The organism is Mycolicibacterium llatzerense (genome assembly GCF_025331195.1).
In the GTDB taxonomy this organism is placed as follows: Bacteria; Actinomycetota; Actinomycetes; order Mycobacteriales; family Mycobacteriaceae; genus Mycobacterium; species Mycobacterium llatzerense.
Genome location: NZ_LXOV01000016.1, coordinates 109,918 through 128,080, shown reverse-complemented (window position 1 = coordinate 128,080; position 18,163 = coordinate 109,918). Strand labels below are relative to the sequence as shown.

Annotated in this window: 16 protein-coding genes; 9 read left to right on the top strand and 7 right to left on the bottom strand. The window is 63.5% G+C overall.

The window, feature by feature from the left end; genetic code table 11:
* Window positions 1–11: 11 nt before the first annotated feature.
* Genes A7G45_RS25375 through A7G45_RS25350 form a run of 6 tightly spaced genes read right to left on the bottom strand, consistent with a single transcriptional unit; the run spans window position 12 to window position 6,456 of the window.
* Window positions 12–1,160 (bottom strand): acyl-CoA dehydrogenase family protein, encoded by a 1,149-nt coding sequence (locus A7G45_RS25375; protein WP_260941073.1) that lies wholly within the window; start codon window positions 1,158–1,160, stop codon window positions 12–14.
* Window positions 1,157–1,942 carry an enoyl-CoA hydratase/isomerase family protein gene (locus A7G45_RS25370; protein ID WP_260941072.1) on the bottom strand — a complete coding sequence of 262 codons (786 nt, stop codon included), beginning with the start codon at window positions 1,940–1,942 and terminating at the stop codon, window positions 1,157–1,159. Before A7G45_RS25370 ends, A7G45_RS25375 begins: the two co-directional genes overlap by 4 nt.
* On the bottom strand, window positions 1,939–3,087 hold the full coding sequence (locus A7G45_RS25365) for an acyl-CoA dehydrogenase family protein (protein ID WP_260941070.1): 1,149 nt from the start codon (window positions 3,085–3,087) through the stop codon (window positions 1,939–1,941). Before A7G45_RS25365 ends, A7G45_RS25370 begins: the two co-directional genes overlap by 4 nt.
* Window positions 3,084–4,811, bottom strand: a complete 1,728-nt coding sequence (locus tag A7G45_RS25360) for an acyclic terpene utilization AtuA family protein (RefSeq protein ID WP_260941069.1) — start codon at window positions 4,809–4,811, stop codon at window positions 3,084–3,086. Before A7G45_RS25360 ends, A7G45_RS25365 begins: the two co-directional genes overlap by 4 nt.
* Window positions 4,808–5,638 carry an SDR family oxidoreductase gene (locus A7G45_RS25355; RefSeq protein WP_260941067.1) on the bottom strand — a complete coding sequence of 277 codons (831 nt, stop codon included), beginning with the start codon at window positions 5,636–5,638 and terminating at the stop codon, window positions 4,808–4,810. The genes A7G45_RS25360 and A7G45_RS25355 overlap by 4 nt, the downstream gene beginning before the upstream one ends.
* Window positions 5,635–6,456: a TIGR03084 family metal-binding protein gene (locus A7G45_RS25350; RefSeq protein WP_071288137.1), complete on the bottom strand. Its 822-nt coding sequence runs from the start codon at window positions 6,454–6,456 to the stop codon at window positions 5,635–5,637. The genes A7G45_RS25355 and A7G45_RS25350 overlap by 4 nt, the downstream gene beginning before the upstream one ends.
* Before the next feature lie 191 nt (window positions 6,457–6,647).
* Between A7G45_RS25350 and A7G45_RS25345 the strand changes: the two genes are divergently transcribed.
* From A7G45_RS25345 to A7G45_RS25305, 9 genes are read left to right on the top strand one after another with little or no spacing between them, the layout of a single operon-like run.
* Window positions 6,648–7,832, top strand: coding sequence for a lipid-transfer protein (locus tag A7G45_RS25345; protein ID WP_260941064.1), 1,185 nt, complete (start codon window positions 6,648–6,650; stop codon window positions 7,830–7,832).
* 1 nt (window position 7,833) lies between these two features.
* Window positions 7,834–8,253 (top strand): MaoC family dehydratase N-terminal domain-containing protein, encoded by a 420-nt coding sequence (locus A7G45_RS25340; protein ID WP_260941062.1) that lies wholly within the window; start codon window positions 7,834–7,836, stop codon window positions 8,251–8,253.
* Complete coding sequence (locus A7G45_RS25335; protein WP_071288140.1) at window positions 8,250–8,645, top strand: MaoC/PaaZ C-terminal domain-containing protein; 396 nt, start codon at window positions 8,250–8,252, stop codon at window positions 8,643–8,645. Before A7G45_RS25340 ends, A7G45_RS25335 begins: the two co-directional genes overlap by 4 nt.
* Before the next feature lie 46 nt (window positions 8,646–8,691).
* Entirely contained in the window at window positions 8,692–9,522 is an 831-nt protein-coding gene (locus A7G45_RS25330; protein ID WP_260941058.1) for an SDR family NAD(P)-dependent oxidoreductase, read from the top strand.
* 13 nt (window positions 9,523–9,535) lie between these two features.
* Window positions 9,536–10,693, top strand: a complete 1,158-nt coding sequence (locus A7G45_RS25325; RefSeq protein WP_260941055.1) for an acyl-CoA dehydrogenase family protein — start codon at window positions 9,536–9,538, stop codon at window positions 10,691–10,693.
* 25 nt (window positions 10,694–10,718) lie between these two features.
* The gene (locus tag A7G45_RS25320; RefSeq protein WP_260941053.1) at window positions 10,719–12,254 is read left to right on the top strand and encodes an AMP-binding protein; all 1,536 of its coding nucleotides are present in this window, start codon (window positions 10,719–10,721) and stop codon (window positions 12,252–12,254) included.
* Window positions 12,255–12,262: 8 nt separating this feature from the next.
* Complete coding sequence (locus A7G45_RS25315) at window positions 12,263–13,648, top strand: WS/DGAT/MGAT family O-acyltransferase (RefSeq protein ID WP_260941051.1); 1,386 nt, start codon at window positions 12,263–12,265, stop codon at window positions 13,646–13,648.
* Window positions 13,649–13,662: 14 nt separating this feature from the next.
* Window positions 13,663–15,210 (top strand): long-chain-fatty-acid--CoA ligase, encoded by a 1,548-nt coding sequence (locus tag A7G45_RS25310; RefSeq protein ID WP_260941049.1) that lies wholly within the window; start codon window positions 13,663–13,665, stop codon window positions 15,208–15,210.
* A gap of 19 nt (window positions 15,211–15,229) precedes the next feature.
* Window positions 15,230–16,393, top strand: coding sequence for a TetR/AcrR family transcriptional regulator (locus A7G45_RS25305; protein ID WP_260941047.1), 1,164 nt, complete (start codon window positions 15,230–15,232; stop codon window positions 16,391–16,393).
* Here the strand turns inward: A7G45_RS25305 and A7G45_RS25300 are convergent.
* Window positions 16,390–18,147, bottom strand: coding sequence for a DUF3556 domain-containing protein (locus tag A7G45_RS25300; RefSeq protein ID WP_260941046.1), 1,758 nt, complete (start codon window positions 18,145–18,147; stop codon window positions 16,390–16,392). The genes A7G45_RS25305 and A7G45_RS25300 overlap by 4 nt on opposite strands.
* Window positions 18,148–18,163: the final 16 nt, after the last annotated feature.

Sequence of the window (18,163 nt, the reverse complement as noted above, 5' to 3'; positions counted from 1 at the left end):
AACGTCATCCATCACGACTGGTAGCCCAGTCGTTTCGCGGCGAGTCCGGTGAGGATTTCGGTTGTGCCGCCGGCGATTCCGAAGAGTCGCATGTCGCGGTAGTGGCGTTCGACTTCCGACTCCGCCATATAACCCATCCCACCGAACAGCTGGACGGCCTGCGACGCTACCCACTCACTGGCTTCGACGGCGGTGTTCTTGGCGAAGCACACCTCCACCATCAGGTCGGTTTCGCCGGCCGCCGCGCGCTCCACGACGTTTCTGTTGTAGACGCGCGCCAGGTCGATACGCCGTGCCATCTCGGTCAGGGTGTTCTGCACGGCTTGTCGCTTGATCAATGGCTGCCCGAATGTCTCGCGGTCACGGCACCACTGGACGGTGAGGTCCAGGCAGCGCTGCGCGGCCGAGTATGCCTGCGCGGCAAGGCTGACGCGCTCGCTCACGAATCCCTTTGCGATCTGGACGAATCCGCTGTTCTCGGGCCCGACGAGATTGCCCACCGGCACCCGCACGTCGGCGTAGGACAGCTCGGCGGTATCGGAGGTATGCCAGCCCATCTTGTCGAGCTTGCGGCTGACCGAGAATCCGGGTGAGCTGGTTTCGACGACCAACAGCGACACACCACCCGCACCGGAACCCCCGGTGCGCACCGCGGTGACGACGAAGTCCGCGCGGCACCCGCCGGTGATGAAGACCTTGCTGCCGTTGACGACAAACTCGTCGCCCTCGCGCTTCGCACTGGTCGTGAGATGCCCGACATCGGATCCGCCACCAGGTTCGGTGATCGCCAGCGAACCGGACTTCTCGCCGGACAAGGTCGGGCGCACCCAGCGCTCGACATGATCCGGCTTGCCTACCGATGCCAGATGCGCCAGCGCGATGGTCGGCAGGAACAGGGCCCCGACAATTCCGGAGGACGCACCTGCGATCTGCGCTTCTTCGGTGGTGATGACGGTGTCGACGAGATCTCCGCCCGATCCGCCTACTTCTTCCGGATAGTGCATTCCGAGCAGGCCAAGTGCCGCCGCCTTACGGTGCAGCGCAGCAGGAATCGCACCGTCGGCTTCCCATGACTCGACATTCGGCACGATCTGCTGCTCGGTGAAAGCACGGACCGTCTTACGGAGTGCCAACCGTTCTGGTGTGTTCCAGATGCTCATCGGACGACCGCCCCGTGTTTTGTCAGCCACGCGGTGGCGCCGGCGAGAAAGTCCGGATGGTCGAAGAGTTCGACTTGGGCGTCGAACTCGACCTCGCCGATCACCGTAGCGAGGTCGCAGTCCGCGGCCTGGTCCACCGAGGATTTGAGCGACCGCAGAGCGCGTCCAGGTGCAGCGGCAATCAATCGCGCGAGCTTCAGCGCGGCGCCGAGTGGGTCGTCGTCGATCGCCAGCACAGCACCGAGCCGCAGCGCTTCGGAAGCGTCGATTATCCGACCGGTCGTCAGCAATTCCATGGCGCGCTCGCGTCCAACGATTCGTGGAAGTGTCTGGGCGACACCGTAGTCCGGACCCAGTCCGATCCGAACGAAGGTCGCGCCGAACTTGGCCGTCGGCCCGGCGATCCGGAGGTCGCAACTCAATGCCATACCCCACCCAGCGCCGGCGGCAGGACCATTGACAGCCGCGATCGTGATCTGCGGCAGGGCAGCGAGCGCCAGCGCGGGCTGGATTGCCTCGCGCATGATGTCGCCCATCCTGATGTCCGGATCCTGCACGCAGCGGGCCATGTACTCGAGGTCCGCACCAGCGCAGAATCCCTTGCCGGCACCGGTCAGAATCACCACTGATACGTCGTCGTCCTCCGCCAACTCCCACAACGCCAGTGGGATCTGCACGAATGCCGCAATATCCAGCGAATTGAGCGACTCCGGTCGGTTGAGCGTGACGACCGCGATCCCCGGCTCAGGCCGTTCGACACGGACAGCGGATGTACTGGTCATGACTGATATCCCAATCTCTTGCCGGCGAGCCCAGTGAGGATTTCGGTTGTGCCACCGCCGATTCCATAGAGGCGCATGTCGCGATACTGGCGCTCGACCTCGGACTCGCGCATGTAGCCCATACCGCCGAACAGCTGCACTGCCTGACTGGCGACCCACTCCCCCGCTTCGACGGCGGTATTCTTCGCAAAACAGACTTGTGCGACCAGATCCGTTTCGCCGGCCTCGCTTCGGGCGGCGATGTCACGGGTGTAGACACGCGCAACATCAATTCGGCGCGCCATCTCGGTCAGCGTGTTCTGCACGGCCTGCCGCGTGATCAGCGGCCGCCCGAAGGTCTCCCGATCCCGACACCAGGCCACGCTCAGGTCGAGGCACCGTTGCGCGCTCGAATACGCCTGGGCCGCGAGCATTACCCGCTCACTCACGAAATGCTTTGCTATCTGGGCAAATCCGGTGTTCTCCGCACCGACCAGGTTCGTCACCGGTACGCGCACGTCAACGTAGGACAGCTCGGCAGTATCGGAGGCCAGCCAGCCCATCTTCTTCAGCTTGCGACTGATCGTGAATCCGGGCCGATCGGTCTCCACGACCAGCAGCGACACTCCTGACGCGCCCGGACCGCCCGTGCGCACCGCGGTCGTCACGAACTGACCGCGGGTCGCCGAGGAGATGAAGGTCTTCGAGCCATTCACGATGTAGTGATCGCCGTCCCGCACGGCGGTGGTCAACAAGTGCCCCACATCCGAACCGCCACTGGGTTCGGTGATTCCGAGAGAGCCGATCATGTCACCGGCCAGCGTCGGTTTCACCCAGCGATCTATCTGCGCCAGATCGCCGGCTTCAATGATGTGAGGTACCGCGATAGCGCAGTTGAACAGCGAGACGAAGACACCGCCCGCGACACCAGCCTCGTGCAATGCCTCGTTCACGATCGTGGAGTCGACCATGCTGCCACCGGAACCACCTGCCATCTCGGGGAATTGAATTCCCAGCAGGCCCAACTCGGCTGCCTTCTTGTGCAGCTCGATGGGAACGATGCCGTCCTCCTCCCAGGTCTCCTGGAACGGCAGGATCTCTCGAACAGCGAAGGCCTGGACGGACTCTCGCAGGGCGAGACGTTCAGGCGTGTTCCACACGCTCATCGGGTGTTCTCCTCATTCAACAGCGCCACCGGAATCTCGATGTGGCGCGAGCGGAGCCATTCCGCCAGCCCCTTGGCCTGCGGATCGAAGCGGGCGTTGTAGGCAACTCCCTCGCCGAGCAGTCCCTCGATGATGAAGTTCACCGCGCGCAGGCGCGGCAGCACCGTGCGGGTGATCGGTAGAGACGCAGCTTCCGGCAGGAGTCGGCGCAGTTCGTCGGTGGTCAGCGCGTGTACCAGCCAGCGCCATTCGTCGTCGGTGCGGACCCACACGCCGATGTTGGCGTTGCCGCCTTTGTCCCCACTGCGCGCGAGCGCCAGTGTCCCGAGCGGTATCTCACGGAACTCACTGGCCAGCAACGGTTCCGGCAGCTCCGGCGCCGGCACATCAGCCAGCACCCGCGTGTCCGCGGCCGGCTTGACGTCGACTCGCGTGCCGTCGGGCAGGACGGCAATGTGCGGCACCAGCGTCGCGTCGACATAACCTGCGGTGAAGACGCCGTAGGGAGCTCCGTCGCCGGGCGGCGACGTCGGATGGAATCCCGGATAGCTCGCCAGGGCAAGTTCGATTGCCACGCTGGTGAATCCGCGACCTACCTTCTTCGGATCGCGGTCGCGGACCACGCAGCGCAGCAGCGCGCTTGCTTGTTCCTGCGTTTCGGCATTCGGCCGGTCGAGGCGAGCGAGCGTCCAGTCCAACGTGGCGGGGCGAACCGTCAACCACGATTCGAGCTGGCGCTGCACGAGTTCGGCCTTTTCTTCGATGTTCAGCCCGGTGAGCACGAACTCCATCTCGTTGCGGAAGCCACCGAGACTGTTCAAAGACACCTTCAACTGCGGCGGAGGCGCCTCACCGACAACATCGCTGACGAGCACACGGTCCTTGGCGTCCTGGCGCAATTCGATCGAATCGATACGCGCCGTGGCGTCCGGTCCGGCGTACCGAGCACCCTGGATCTCGTACATCAGCTGCGAGTTGACGGTATCGACCGTGACCGCGCCGCCGGTGCCTTCGTGCTTGGTGATCACCGAGGAACCGTCTCGCCGGATCTCGGCGATGGGAAAGCCGGGTCGATTCAGATCGACCTCGGTGAACAACGAGTAGTTGCCGCCGGTCGCCTGCGCGCTGCACTCGATGATGTGGCCGGCCACCATGGCTCCGGCGATCTGGTCGTAATCCGACCGGTCCCAACCGAAATGAGCCGCTGCCGGACCGACGATCACCGATGCGTCGGTGACGCGGCCGGTGACGACAACATCAGCGCCGGCATTGAGGCATTCGACGATTCCCCACGCACCGAGGTAAGCATTGGCCGCCAGCGGCGACCCCAGTCCGAGCTCGTCGGCGCGCGAGGTGATGTCGTCACCCTCCACGTGCGCGATCTTCGCGTCGAGGCCGAGCTTTTCTGCCACCTCCCGCAGTCGCACGGCAAGGCCCGCAGGGTTGACACCGCCGGCATTGACGACAATCTGGACTCCCTTGTCGAGAGCGAGCCCGAGGCTGTCTTCCATCTGCCGGACAAAGGTTTTCGCGTAGCCGGTGCTCGGATCCTTCATCTTGTCGCGAGCCAGGATCAGCATCGTCAATTCGGCCAGATAGTCGCCGGTCAGCACATCGAGCTGCCCGCCTTCGAGCATCTCTCGTACGGCACTGAACCGGTCGCCGTAGAACCCCGAGCAGTTGCCGATCCGGATCAGGTCCGGATTCTCTGCCAGCAAGCTCATGATGTCGCTCCCGCCGCCATGGCGTCCTCGGCGGCCTGGGTGATCGCTCCCCAGCCCGGTAGCGCGAACCCGCCATCGACAACGACCTGTGAGCCGGTCACGTAGGCGGCGATGGGCGATGACAAGACCACGGCCATCGCCGCGACCTCCTCGATCGCACCGAAACGGCCCAGCGGCACCGAACGCAGCCAGGCCTCTTTACCGGCCGGCTGCGACAGGCGCTCCAGGCCCTCCGTGTCCGCGATCGGTCCTGGCACAATCGAATTCGACCGGATACCGTACGCACCCCACTCGAGTGCGAGGTTCTTCATCAGGTTCTCGACGCCCGCCTTGGCGGCGCCGGCATGGGCTTGAAACTTGATCGGCGTGTACGCCTGCCCGGCTGATACGAACAGCAGGTTTCCGCGCGTCTGTTTGAGTTGCTCGAATGCCGCGCGCGCAGCATTGAAGCTGCCGATCAGGTCGATGTCGATAACGGTGCGAAAGCCGTTGGGGCTCATCATTTCCGCGGGCGCGTTGAAGTTGCCTGCCGCTCCGCAGACCATGGTGTCGATCGTCCCGAGTTCGGCCTGAGTCTTTTCGACGGCGGCAACGACCGCGGCGGCGTCTCGGACGTCGGCGACCGAGATCGACACCTTCGCACCAAGCGCACGAAGTTCGGCTGCCGCCACTTCCAGCTTTGACTCGGTACGGCCGCAGATCGCGACGTTGGCGCCGGTGGCGGCAAAAGCCTTGGCGATTCCGAGGTTGATGCCGCTGCCACCTCCGGTGACGAACGCCGTCTTACCTTTCAGCAGATCCTTCGGCAGGACATCGAGTGCCGTCATCGCTGTGTACCTTCTTCCAGTTTGTGCTGTCCGGGCTCGCGACCGGCCCCGGGTGGGCCCGCGAATGCCTGTGCAATGTCGAGCCATTCGTCCGCGATCGGACCGTTGGTCACCAGGTCGAGATCGTCGCGGTGGCGGCGCTGTGTGACGCGGTGGCAGAAGTCGAGGGCCGAACCGGTCACCCGATCGGTCGCGTCTTCCGCTCCCCACGTCCAGATGTCTCCGTCCGGCGCCTTCAGCTCGACCCGGACATCCGCCTCTGGTGCCTGCTTCCCGTTGGCAAGGAACGCATAGCCGCGCGCGCGAACGCCGATATGGGCCACATGGCGCAGACGCGTTGTCGGCTCGCACTGGACGCCGAGCGCGTCGGCGACATCCTGACCGTGCGCCCACGTTTCCATCAGGCGGGCAGTGGCCATCGATCCGACACTCATCGGCGGGCCCAGCCACGGCAACTTGACTCCTGGCTCGACCTTCGACAATGCCGCCGCCAACTTGTCGCGACCGTCACGCCACCGCGCGAGCAACTCCGCCGGTTCGGATTGCGCTCCCTCGGCGGCAACCGCCTCGATGAAGGCAGGCACACTGTCGGCAGCAGCGAGACCATCGCGCACGAAGTCCACGAAACGGCTTGGTTCCGTCGCCGAAAGCAGGGCGATCTCGTCAGTCCAGGCCAGATGCGCGATCTGGTGGGCGACCGTCCAGCCCGGCGCCGGAGTCATGATCTTCCACTCCGCAGGTTCCAGGTCGGCAACCAGGCGATCGAGGTCAGCGCTCTCCGCCACGAGGTCGTCGAGCAGCGTCGACACAGACATCATTGCTCACTTCCGTAGAAATTAATTAGTCATAATATAGATAGTGGGCGACGGTCGCGCAAGACTCCATGGACCCCAGTCGCCTTGCGCGCGTGTTCCGACTTCGGACCGCACCGCCAGCCGAAAAACAGGGTTGCCAAGCCGGAGCTCCCGTGCTCTACTAAGTGAACCGCCAATAGTTAGATGGAGAGAAAATGAATCGACGGGTCATCGTCGCGGGAGTCGGAATGATTCCATTCACGACGCCAAGAGTCAGCGAGTCTTACGATGTCATGGGCGAGAAAGCTGCTCGATCAGCGCTTGCCGACGCCGGCGTTGACTACGCAGATGTGAATCAGGCCTATGTTGGGTATATCTACGGCGATTCCACATCGGGCCAAGCCGCGCTGTACGGGCTCGGCCAGACCGGTATCCCGATCGTCAACGTGAACAACAACTGTTCGACCGGGTCGTCGGCCCTGTTTCTCGCTCGCCAGGCGGTCGAAAGCGGCGCGGCCGAGTGCGTGCTCGCGCTGGGTTTCGAGCAGATGCAACGCGGCGCGCTCGCCGCGAGCTACACCGATCGTCCTAGCCCGTTCGCCCGCTTCGACGAGGTGATGGATCAGATCCAGCCTCGGACCGAAGCACCGTTCGCTGCGCAGATGTTCGGCGGCGCGGGCCAGCAGTACCTGGAGAAGTACGGCACCTCGCTGGAGACCTTCGCCCAAATCTCGGTGAAGTCTCGCGTTCACGCCGCGAACAACCCGTACTCGGTGTTCAGGGATCCGGTCACAGTCGAGGAAGTTCTGGCGTCGCCCCACCTCTACGGCCCGCTGACCCGCCTGCAAGCCTGCCCACCGACGTGTGGCGCCGCAGCTGCGGTGGTCTGCAGTGAGGAATTCGCCCGCAAGCACGGGCTGGACAGTTCTGTGGTCATCAAGGCTCAGGCCATGACGACAGACTTCACCTCGACGTTCGAGGACAAAGACATGATGAAGATCGTCGGCTACGACATGGCCAAGGCCGCGGCCGACGCAGTGTACGAAGCGTCGGGTGTCTCGCCGACCGACATTCGCGTCGTCGAGCTGCACGACTGCTTCACCGCGAACGAGCTGATCACCTACGAGGGCCTCGGCCTCACGCCCGAAGGTACCGCCGAAAAGTTCATCCTCGATGGCGACAACACCTACGGGGGCCGTGTCGTCACCAACCCGTCCGGCGGGCTGCTGTCCAAGGGGCACCCGCTCGGTGCCACCGGTTTGGCGCAGTGCGCCGAGCTGGTCTGGCAGCTGCGGGGCACTGCCGGCGCGCGTCAGGTCGACGGCGTGAAAGTTGCACTCCAACACAACATCGGGCTCGGCGGCGCAGCCGTCGTCACCCTGTACGAGAAGGTGAGCTGACATGGCCGTCGATACCGCCGCAATCGGAACCGAGCTTCCCGCAACCACTTTGACCGTCGATCCCGGCCGGCTGCGGTTCTTCGCCAAGGCGATCGGCGACACCGTCGACGACGACCTGCGCGTACCACCGACGTTCCTGTTCTCGATCGAGTTGGAGAACCCGAATGCGTTCGGCTGGGTTGAACAGCTGGGCATCGATATGCGTTTCGTGCTGCACGGTGAGCAGTCGTTCACCTATCACTCGCCCGCGCACGCCGGCGATGTCCTGACCGCGACGCCGCGGATCACCGACATCTACAGCAAGAAGGGCGGCGCGCTCGAGTTCATCGTCAAGGAGACGGCAGTGACGCGGGCCGACGGCTCGCTGGTTGCCGATCTGAAAACCGTGATCGTCGTCAGGAATCCAGGAGCAGGCAAGTGACCACACAAACACTCTCGGTCGGATCCGAGCTGGCGCCCTTGAAGATTCGCCCGATCTCGCGGACCACCCTGGCGTTGTTCGCCGGCGCCTCGGGCGATCACAACCCGATGCACATCGACATCGACGTGGCTAAGTCCGCAGGTCTGGACGACGTGTTCGCGCACGGCATGCTGTCGATGGCCTATCTGGGCCGGCTGCTGACCGACAACTTCGATCTGGCGAGCATCCGTTCCTACCAGGTGCGGTTCGCATCCATCACACCCGTCCACGGCAAACCGACCGCCACCGGCAAGGTCACCTCGATCGAAAACGGCCTGGCCACAATCGAACTCACCGTCGCACTCGAAGACGGCACCGTCACACTCACCGGCGATGCCACCGTCGCATTGTGACACTCCCCCGTCGCTTCGCTCACCCAATTGAAAGGTACTGAAAATCATGGGAACTCTTGAAGGCAAAGTCGCCATCGTCTCCGGCTCGGGCCGCGGCATCGGCCGCGAGATCGCGCTGAAGCTGGCCTCCGAGGGCGCGAAGGTCGTCGTCAACGACCTCGACGCCGAACCGGCCAAGGAAACAGTCGCCGCTATCGAAGCAGCTGGTGGACAGGCGGTTTCGTGTGTGGGTAGCGTCACCGACGCCGATTTCGGCGAGCGCTTCGTGCAGGCCGCCGTCGACAATTTCGGTGGTCTCGACATCATCGTCAACAACGCCGGCTACACCTGGGACTCCGTCGTCCAGAAAATGACCGACGAGCAGTGGGACGCGATCCTCGACGTGCACCTCAAGGCACCGTTCCGGATCCTGCGCGCGGCCCAGCCGGTCATCGCCGCCCAGGTGAAGAAGGCCAAGGAAGCCGGCGAGCCCATCCCGTGCCGCAAGGTCGTGAACATCTCCTCGATGGCCGGCACCGGTGGCAACGCGGGACAGGCCAATTACTCCGCAGCGAAAGCCGGCATCACCGGTCTGACCAAGACCCTCGCCAAGGAATGGGGCCGCTACAACGTCACCGTCAACACGGTCGCGTTCGGGTTGATCAAGACGCGTCTGACCTCGGCGCCCGCCGACAGTGACGGCACGATTGACGTCGGCGGAAAAGAGATCAAGGTCGGCGTCAACCCGAACCTGCTCGCCGCCATGGAGCAGATGATCCCCCTCGGCCGCGGTGGCGAACCCTCCGAAGCCGCAGGCGCTGTCTACCTGTTCTGCATCCCCGAATCCAACTACGTGAGCGCACAGACACTGCTCTGTGGCGGCGGCTTCAACTTCTAAGGACGTGGGCGACGTGACCACCCCCAGCTATCAATCGCCCTGGGCCGACGACGAAGTCGTCGCGCTCAAGGAAATGGCAACCAAATTCTTCGTGAGCGAAGCTCTCCCGCATCGTGAACGATGGATCGAGCAGAAGCGCGTCGACCGCGAATTCTGGCTCGAGGCCGGCAAAGTCGGCCTACTGTGTGCCTCCATCCCAGAGGAATACGGTGGCGGCGGTGGCACGATCGCCCACGACCTGGTGATCTACCAGGCCGCACTCGAATTGACCGAGATGGGCTTCGGCGTCGGCGCCGGGGTCCATGGCAGTCTCGTCGCGAACTACATCAACACCTACGGAACCGAAGAACAAAAGCATCGTTGGCTACCGAAGATGGCCAGCGGTGAGTTCATCGGCGCCATCGCGATGACCGAGCCCGGTGGTGGGTCCGACCTGAAGGCCGTGCGCACCAACGCGATCCGGAACGGTGACCACTATGTGGTGAACGGTTCCAAGACCTTCATCTCGAACGGCGTCAACGCTGACATCGTCATCCTCGTCCTCAAGACCGATCTCTCCGCGGGGGTGCGGGGGGTGTCGCTGCTCGTCGTCGAGACCCGCGATCTGCCTGGATACCGCGTCGGTCGAGTGCTCGACAAGGTCGGGATGAAGGCGCAGGACACCGCGGAACTGTTCTTCGAGGACATGCGCGTTCCGGTCGGAAATCTCCTCGGCGAAGAGGGCAAAGGGTACGCGTACGCGATGAAGCAACTCGCGCACGAACGTGTCTTGATTTCCGACATGGCCGCCACGATGGCAGAGGCCGCCGTTGCCGAGACCGTCAAGTACACCAAGGAACGCCACGCGTTCGGTGCGCCGTTGTTCGAGTTGCAGAACACGCGTTTCGAGCTCGCGCAATGTGCGACGCTGGCCCGGGTGGCGCGGGTCTTCGTCGACAACTGCATCGAGCGTCACCTCCGTGGTGAACTCGACGCCGCCAGCGCATCGATGGCCAAGTCGTACGCGACCGAGGTGCAGTGCGAGGTCATCGACCGTTGCGTCCAGCTCTTCGGCGGCTATGGGTACATGCTCGAATACCCGATTGCTCGGATGTATGCGGATTCCCGCGCGCAGAAGATCTACGCCGGCGCAAACGAAGTGATGAAGGAACTGATCGCGCGCTCGTTGTAGTTGAGCCCAATCGAAGAGGATGGCCATGGCGGAGCCGTTGCCGATGATCCGATGTGCGGACGAAAACCGCACTCACGAGGAAGTCGCTGATCGGACAGCACGAATAGCCACCGGGCTGTGCGGACTGGGTGTCCGTCCAGGAGACCGGATTGCACTGCTGCTCTACAACGACATCTCGTTCGTCGAGATCATCGGCGCGGCCGGCCTGATCGGTGCGGCGTCGGTTCCCCTGAACTGGCACCTCAGGGCCAACGAGCTGCGCTATCTCATCGAAAACAGCGGAGCCTCAGTTATTTTCGTGCACAGCCCGTTCATGGAGCTGATCCGCGAGGCGGCGCCGGACCGGATGTTGATCGAAGTATCGACTGCGGGTGCGCTCGCTGGTGCGCTCGATCTCACCGCAGAGCAGACGGCTGTGCGGGGCGGCTGCTTGCAGCTCGATGCCTGGCTCGCGGAGCAGACGCCGTTCACCGGTCCGGCGGAGAAGGCGCCGATGAGCGTCATCTACACCTCGGGAACGACCGGCTCACCCAAGGGCGTCTTGCGGGATCCGGTGGCCCCGGACCGCCAACTGGACGTCGCGGGCCTGTTCATGCAGACGCTGGCGATCACGGCCGGCAGCAGGACTCTCGTTGTCGCGCCGATGTATCACTCGGCCCCGAACGCGCACGCGGCATTTGCCGCCAAGCTGGGGTTGGACACCACGATCATGCCGCGCTTCGATGCGGAAGAGATGCTCGTCCTGATCGAACGGCATCGCATCAACCATGTGCAGTTGGTGCCAACGCATTTCGTGCGGTTGCTTGCCCTGCCCGCGACGGTGCGTGCGCGCTACGACCTGTCGTCGCTGCACACGGTGGTGCACGCCGCGGCACCGTGTCCGCCGGACGTCAAACATCGGATCATCGAGTGGTTGGGCCCGATCGTGCACGAGTTCTACGGCGGCACAGAGACCGGCGGTGTGGTCGCGTGCGACAGCGCGGAATGGCTCGCGCATCCTGGCACGGTCGGCAAGCCGCTGCGCGATGGCGCCGTGCGGATTCTCGACCCAGATCGTCGCGACGTCCCGATGGGCCAGTTCGGGGAGGTTTTCCTCAAGCCGCCGTCGTGCTGGCCCGACTTCACGTTCATCGGTGACCCCGGTAAGCGGGCCCGCATGGACTTCGAGGGCTACGTCAGCATCGGCGATGTCGGATACCTTGACGCCGACGGGTTCCTCTACCTCAACGACCGAGCCATCGACATGGTGATCTCGGGCGGGGTGAACATCTATCCAAGCGAGATCGAGAACACCCTGCTTTCACACAACGGTGTGCGGGACGCAGCGGTATTCGGTGTCCCGGACCCCGAATACGGCGAGCAGTTGGTGGCGCACATCGACGTCGACCCCGAAGCCGGTCTCGACGAGCAGGAGATCCGCAGCTATCTCGCGGCGCGGTTGGCACGCTTCAAAGTTCCGAAAGTCATTGTGTTCGACGACAACCTGCCACGCGAGGCGACCGGCAAGTTGATCAAGCGTCGCATCCGGCAGCAATACCTCGACTCCAACAGCAGCGGGTAGGACTGATCATGCCGAAAGTCGGTTTGGCGGACAGACTCTTTCTTGCCGTTGAGAGCGCAGAGACACCACAACATGTGGGATCGGTGTCCACCTATGTCATACCCGACGGTGCGGACGACGCCTTCGTCCGGAATCTGGTCCGCGACATGCGTGCTCAGGCGACTTACGCGCCGCCTTTCAACTACCGGTTGCGCAGTCTTCGACGCAAGCGCATCGCACCGGCCTGGGATGTGCTCGCCGACGACGAGATTGACCTCGACTACCACTTCCGCCATTCCGCACTGCCCAAACCTGGCGGCGAGCGGGAGCTCGGTGTCCTGGTGTCGCGTCTGCATTCAACCCCACTCGACCCAGAACGGCCGCTGTGGGAAATGCACTTGATCGAAGGCCTGGAGCACAACAGGTTTGCGATCCTCGTCAAGATTCATCACGCACTCATCGACGGCATGGGCGCCCTCAGCCGCGTCCACCAAACAATCTGCCCCGACCCCGACTCACGCCTCGTCCGGCCGCTGTGGACGGTCGGCCCCGCCGGGCGCAAACCCACGGACAACAGTGGGCTCGGTTTCGGACAGAAGACCAAGGAACGACTGCGGACAACCGGTGCAATCGCCTCGACTGCACTCGACATGATTCGCGACGCGCGCAAGCAGGAAAACCCCGATGCCGCAATCCCTTTCGTTGCGCCGAAGTCGGTGCTCAACGGCCCAGTCGGGAGGCAGCGACGGGTCGCGACCCAGACCTACGAGTTCACGCGAATCAATCGGGTCGCGAAAACTGCGGGAGTCACGGTCAACGAGGTCTTCCTGGCGATCTGTGCAGGCGGGTTGCGGCGCTACCTCGACGAAATCGGCGACCTGCCGGCGCAATCGCTGACGGCAGGCACGCCAGTGTCGATCCGCATCGAAGGCGATGACGCCGCCACGAACGCGTTCACCGTCGCGGTGATGAAGCTGTGCACCCACATCGAGGACCCTGTCGAACGGGTCGCGGCGATCGCCAGATCGAGCGTGCATGCGAAGAATCATCTGCGCGCACTCCCCCGCGGCGCATTGGAGCTCTATCCTTCACTGTTCATGGGCCCGTTCATGGCGCAGAACATGATTGGAATCGGCGGAAAAGTGGCGCCGCCGTACAACGTGTCGATCTCCAACGTTCAAGGATCAAAGCAAGTCCAGTACCTCGCCGGTGCCCGGATGGAATCGCTGAACGGAATAGCCATGCTGTATCACGGTGTCGCCCTGATCATTACGAGCTGCACCACGTCAGGAAACTTCGGCATCGGGTTCACCGGTGATCGCGATGCCCTGCCGCACCTGCAGCGACTCGCGGTCTATACCGGTGAAGCGCTCGACGAGCTCGAACAGGCGATTGATTCCCCCACCTCCAGCTGACCAGGAGCACACAGATGTACCTGACCCAATCTCTTCATCGCGCGGTTCAGCAGCGTCCCGGATCGATCGCGACGATTTTCAACGACCGCGTCCGGACTGTCGCCGAATCCGCTGACCGCATTGCACGATTTGCGGGCGCATTGCGCGGGCTTGGAGTCGAGGAGGGTCACCGGGTAGGAATTCTCAGCCTGAACTCCGATCGGTATCACGAGTACCTCTACGCGGTGCCGTGGCTCGGCGCAGTGCTGAACCCGGTGAACATTCGTTGGAGTCCCGCGGAGATCGTGTACTCACTGGCAGAGTCCCGTACCAAGATTCTGCTCGTGGACGACGCGTTCGCTCCCATGATCGAGCCGATCCGAGAGGCTTTCCCCGGACTCGAGACCGTCATCTTCATCGGCGACGGGGCGCAACCGGCCGGCACCCTCTCCTACGAAACGCTTGTCGTGCAAAGCGATCCCGTCGATGACACCTATACCGGCGGCGACGATCTCCTCGGCGTGTTCTACACCGGCGGCACCACGGGGCATCCCAAGGGGGTGATGCTGAGCCACAACAACATCGTGACGTCGGCGCTCGGCCCGCAGACGACGGTCCGACTGGTCACTCCGGGCGGCAAGCTGCTGCACGCAGCCCCGATGTTCCATCTCGCCGGCTTCGCGGCATGGACGATCGGCAACCTCGTCGGGGTGACACACGTCATCGTCCCGATGTTCACGTCGGCCGGCGTCTTGAAGGCCATCGCGGAGCACCGGATCGACTCCGCACTGCTTGTCCCGACCATGATCCAGATGCTGGTCGACGATCCGGCGCTGACCGACCACGACCTCAGCAGCGTCCAGAGCGTCATCTACGGCGCATCGCCCATCGCCGACGCGGTGCTGGATCGCGCGCAAGCGGCTTTGCCTGCCGCCAGATTCACGCAGGCCTACGGCATGACCGAACTGTCCGCCGTGGCCACCGTGTTGACGCCCGAGGATCACGACAGGCCCGAATTGCGGCGCTCAGCCGGGCGGGCGTGCGCCCACGTCCAGGTGCGGATCGTCGATCAGCACGGCAGCGAGGTCCCAGCCGGCGAGGTCGGCGAGGTTGTCGTCAAGGGCGACAACGTCATGCTCGGATATTGGGATCGGCCCGAGGACACCGAAGCCGCGATCGTCGACGGTTGGATGCACACCGGCGACGGCGGTCGGATGGACGAGAACGGGTACGTGTTCATCGTCGACCGGATCAAGGACATGATCATCACCGGTGGCGAGAACGTGTACAGCGCCGAAGTCGAGAATGCGCTGGCGAAGCATCCCGCCGTTGCATCGTGCGCGGTCATCGGAGTACCGGATCCGCAGTGGGGCGAGCGCGTACACGCGGTGGTCGTGTTGCTGCCCGGCCGGACGACAACCGAGAATGAGCTCCGCGAGCATTGTAAGACGCTGATCGCGAACTACAAGATTCCACGAAGCACTGAGTTCGTCGATGCGTTGCCCTTGTCCGGGGCTGGCAAGATTCTCAAGCGCGAGCTCCGGAAGAAATTCTGGGAGGACACTGCACCACAGGTTTCATAGGTCATCGAGGAGGACCGGGATGAGTGACAAGCCGGCACGCGGTACCCGGCCGTCGAACCGTCGGGAACTCATCCTGGTCGCCGCCGAGGACCTGTTCTATCGCAATGGCTTTGCGAACGTTGGGATGGGTGACATCGCGGACGCCGTCGCAATCGGAGCTTCGGCGCTGTACCGCCACTTCCGCAGCAAGCAGGAGCTGCTGGCGCAGGTAGTGGTCAATGGGCTGGACGCGACCGACAAGATGTTGGCCGAATCGGGCCCTGCTACGCAGGTGCTCGCCGCCAATGTCGCGACCAGCATGATCGAACACCGTTCAGTGGGGATTCTGTGGCACCGGGAGTCACGAAACCTCGACCCGGACAGCCGGGCTGCCATTCGTGTGCAGGTGCGCGACATCGGGGCGCGGCTGGCGGCGATGATCGCCGGCGAGCGACCGGACATCGGAACCGCCGAGGCCGACCTGCTCGCCTGGTGCGTACTCGGGGTCGGAACGAGCATCTCCTTCCACAATCTCTCACTCCCCCAGCCAGATTTCAGTCGGCTCTTGACCGCATTGGTTGTCGCCGTGCTCGAGGGCGATGTACCACCGTTGATCACCCGAACCACTGAACCGACGGTCACTGAGACCCTGGAGCGTTCTCGCCGCGACGCCTTGATCACTCGATCCGTGAAACTCTTTGCCGAACAAGGCTATTCGAATGTCGGAATCGAAGATATCGGTGCCGCGGTAGGTATCGCGGGGCCCAGTGTCTACAACCATTTCGATACCAAGGCCGACATCCTCGTCGCTGCCATGCAGCGCGGGGACGAATGGCTGCGGGTCGACATGCAACGCACCCTCGCCCGAGCCGCCGACAGCGCGGATGGCCTCCGTCGTCTGTTGACGAGCTACTGCGAATTCGCTTTCGAATACCCACAATTGGTGCAGCTGTTGATCACCGAGATCGTGCAGCTGCCACCAGAGGAACAACACCGCATACGGACGGCTCAGTTTCAGTACGTGGCGGAGTGGGTTCAGTTGGTTCGGTCGGTGCACCCGAATTGTGATGCGACGAGCAGCAGGATTCGCGTCCAGGCGGTCATCAACATGGTCAACGACATCGCGCTGACCGGACACCTGCGCCGCTACGCGAATGTGACGGAAGCTCTGGTCGGGATCGGCATGAACCTGCTGACGGGCTAGCCGGTGCGGGTCCAGGTCACGTTCAGCGGAATGGGCCCATTCGGCAGCCACGGCTGTTCTTTGACGCAATCCTCGACGTTCCACGTGCCCCGTTCGATCACCCCGAGCGCCGCGTCGATCACCTTGTACTCCTGGACCCTACGCTGAATCGGCTGCGACTCGACCCACACCACGATGAGCTCACCGGGCTCGAATTGGGCCTCGTCCTGCACGGCCTGGATCATGTCCTCGTTGTGCAGATGGGCATCACCGAAGTTGAAGCCGAGCACCGAGTTACAGATCATTTCCGCTTCTCGCACCGTCCTGCTCTCGATATCCGGGAGATTCTTCAACAACACAGAGAGCAGTCCGCGACCCTGGCTGTGCAAGGCACGAAAGACGAGTGTCTGCTGAGTGAAGACCTCGGCCGTTGCCGGGTCATAACCGAAAGCGATCAGCTGGTCGACCTGGTTGGGTGACGAGCGTGTCACCCGATTCAGCTTCTGCTCGGTGCCGGGTGCGAACGCCCATGTCGCGGATGCCCAGTTGCCCGCGTATTGCCGCATCGACGGCAGGAAGGACACCAGGTCCGGGCGCAGGTTGCCCAGGACGGGGAAGAAACATAGCGCGCCGAGGACGACGACGGTGAGCCACGGCGAGGACATGTCCGCGATGCCGTAGCCCGCCCAGCTGGGGAAGCCCCAGAACAGGAAGATCGTCGCGTAAGCGAACAACGCGTTCCATTCCACCGGCATTGCCAACGGGAACGTCGAAAGGATGAACAGGTGGAAGCCCACCATGACGCTCCCCGCAACGATCGTCAGCCACGGCCACGGTGACAGCAGCAAAGCCAGCGGGGCGATGATCTCCACCACAGTGCCCGGGCCGTGCGCCATGAAGCTGGCGAGGTGCGACGGCAGCAGATCGTGCGGGAAGTCGCGGTAATGGGCGCGTTTCAACCACTTGAACGGCATCGTGGGGCTGTTGCTCACCATCGGCGGAATGACGTTGGTGAAGTGCAAACCGAACTTCGAGATGCCCGCCCAGAACCACACCGTGAAGATCAGCAGCTTGAGCGCGATGATCATGTCGACGAACGGCAGCCCCACGAAGAACACCAGCGCCGGCAGGTACTGCTCACCACGGGCCGCCAGGAAAATGGTCTTGTCCCGCAACCCGATCACGACCAACAGCACGATCGGCGCGATCAGCAGTGCCGGGTTCACCAGCCCTGACGTGTTGGACGGCAGCACAGCCGACAACGCGTCGCTGTGCACGCCTGGAAGCACCATCGGCACCACCACACTGACCACCAGAGCCAGGTACACGACGATGTCGAGCCAGGTCCGGCGGTCCCCCGCCGTGAACGGCACCCACTGCCACGGCCGCAACCGGATGGTGTTGGGTTTCGCCCAGAAGCGGAACCCGCCCGTCATCGGCTTGGTCTTGCCCGCCAGCGGCCCCCAGGAACCGGCAAACCCGATGAGCTCCAACAGCACTGTCCACAGAATCGCCTTCTGGTACACGATCGGCTGGCTCCACCACTCCGACACGTGCCAGAAGGTCGGCAGGCCGGATGTGGCGGTCGCGATGACGATGCCGCCGAGTGCGTAGAAGAACACCAATTTGACGAGATAGAGGACGTGGATCATTCGCGGCACGCCATATCCGTGGTCGACCCATTTGACGGTGATGATCCTGATGCGCTCCATCAGCGGTTGCCGCAGAAACCACTCGGGTTCGACCTCCGGAAGGACCGGCGTTGTGAATCCCACGATGAGCTCCTATTGA

Excerpts from the sequence above, each read along its gene's own strand:
- A7G45_RS25375 (WP_260941073.1), bottom strand. The coding sequence starts at position 1,160 with ATGAGCATCTGGAACACACCAGAACGGTTGGCACTCCGTAAGACGGTC.
- A7G45_RS25350 (WP_071288137.1), bottom strand. The coding sequence starts at position 6,456 with ATGATGTCTGTGTCGACGCTGCTCGACGACCTCGTGGCGGAGAGCGCT.
- A7G45_RS25315 (WP_260941051.1), top strand. The coding sequence starts at position 12,263 with ATGCCGAAAGTCGGTTTGGCGGACAGACTCTTTCTTGCCGTTGAGAGC.
- A7G45_RS25330 (WP_260941058.1), top strand. The coding sequence starts at position 8,692 with ATGGGAACTCTTGAAGGCAAAGTCGCCATCGTCTCCGGCTCGGGCCGC.
- A7G45_RS25355 (WP_260941067.1), bottom strand. The coding sequence starts at position 5,638 with ATGACGGCACTCGATGTCCTGCCGAAGGATCTGCTGAAAGGTAAGACG.
- A7G45_RS25320 (WP_260941053.1), top strand. The coding sequence starts at position 10,719 with ATGGCGGAGCCGTTGCCGATGATCCGATGTGCGGACGAAAACCGCACT.
- A7G45_RS25365 (WP_260941070.1), bottom strand. The coding sequence starts at position 3,087 with ATGAGCGTGTGGAACACGCCTGAACGTCTCGCCCTGCGAGAGTCCGTC.
- A7G45_RS25345 (WP_260941064.1), top strand. The coding sequence starts at position 6,648 with ATGAATCGACGGGTCATCGTCGCGGGAGTCGGAATGATTCCATTCACG.
- A7G45_RS25360 (WP_260941069.1), bottom strand. The coding sequence starts at position 4,811 with ATGAGCTTGCTGGCAGAGAATCCGGACCTGATCCGGATCGGCAACTGC.
- A7G45_RS25310 (WP_260941049.1), top strand. The coding sequence starts at position 13,663 with ATGTACCTGACCCAATCTCTTCATCGCGCGGTTCAGCAGCGTCCCGGA.
- A7G45_RS25305 (WP_260941047.1), top strand. The coding sequence starts at position 15,230 with ATGAGTGACAAGCCGGCACGCGGTACCCGGCCGTCGAACCGTCGGGAA.
- A7G45_RS25370 (WP_260941072.1), bottom strand. The coding sequence starts at position 1,942 with ATGACCAGTACATCCGCTGTCCGTGTCGAACGGCCTGAGCCGGGGATC.
- A7G45_RS25340 (WP_260941062.1), top strand. The coding sequence starts at position 7,834 with ATGGCCGTCGATACCGCCGCAATCGGAACCGAGCTTCCCGCAACCACT.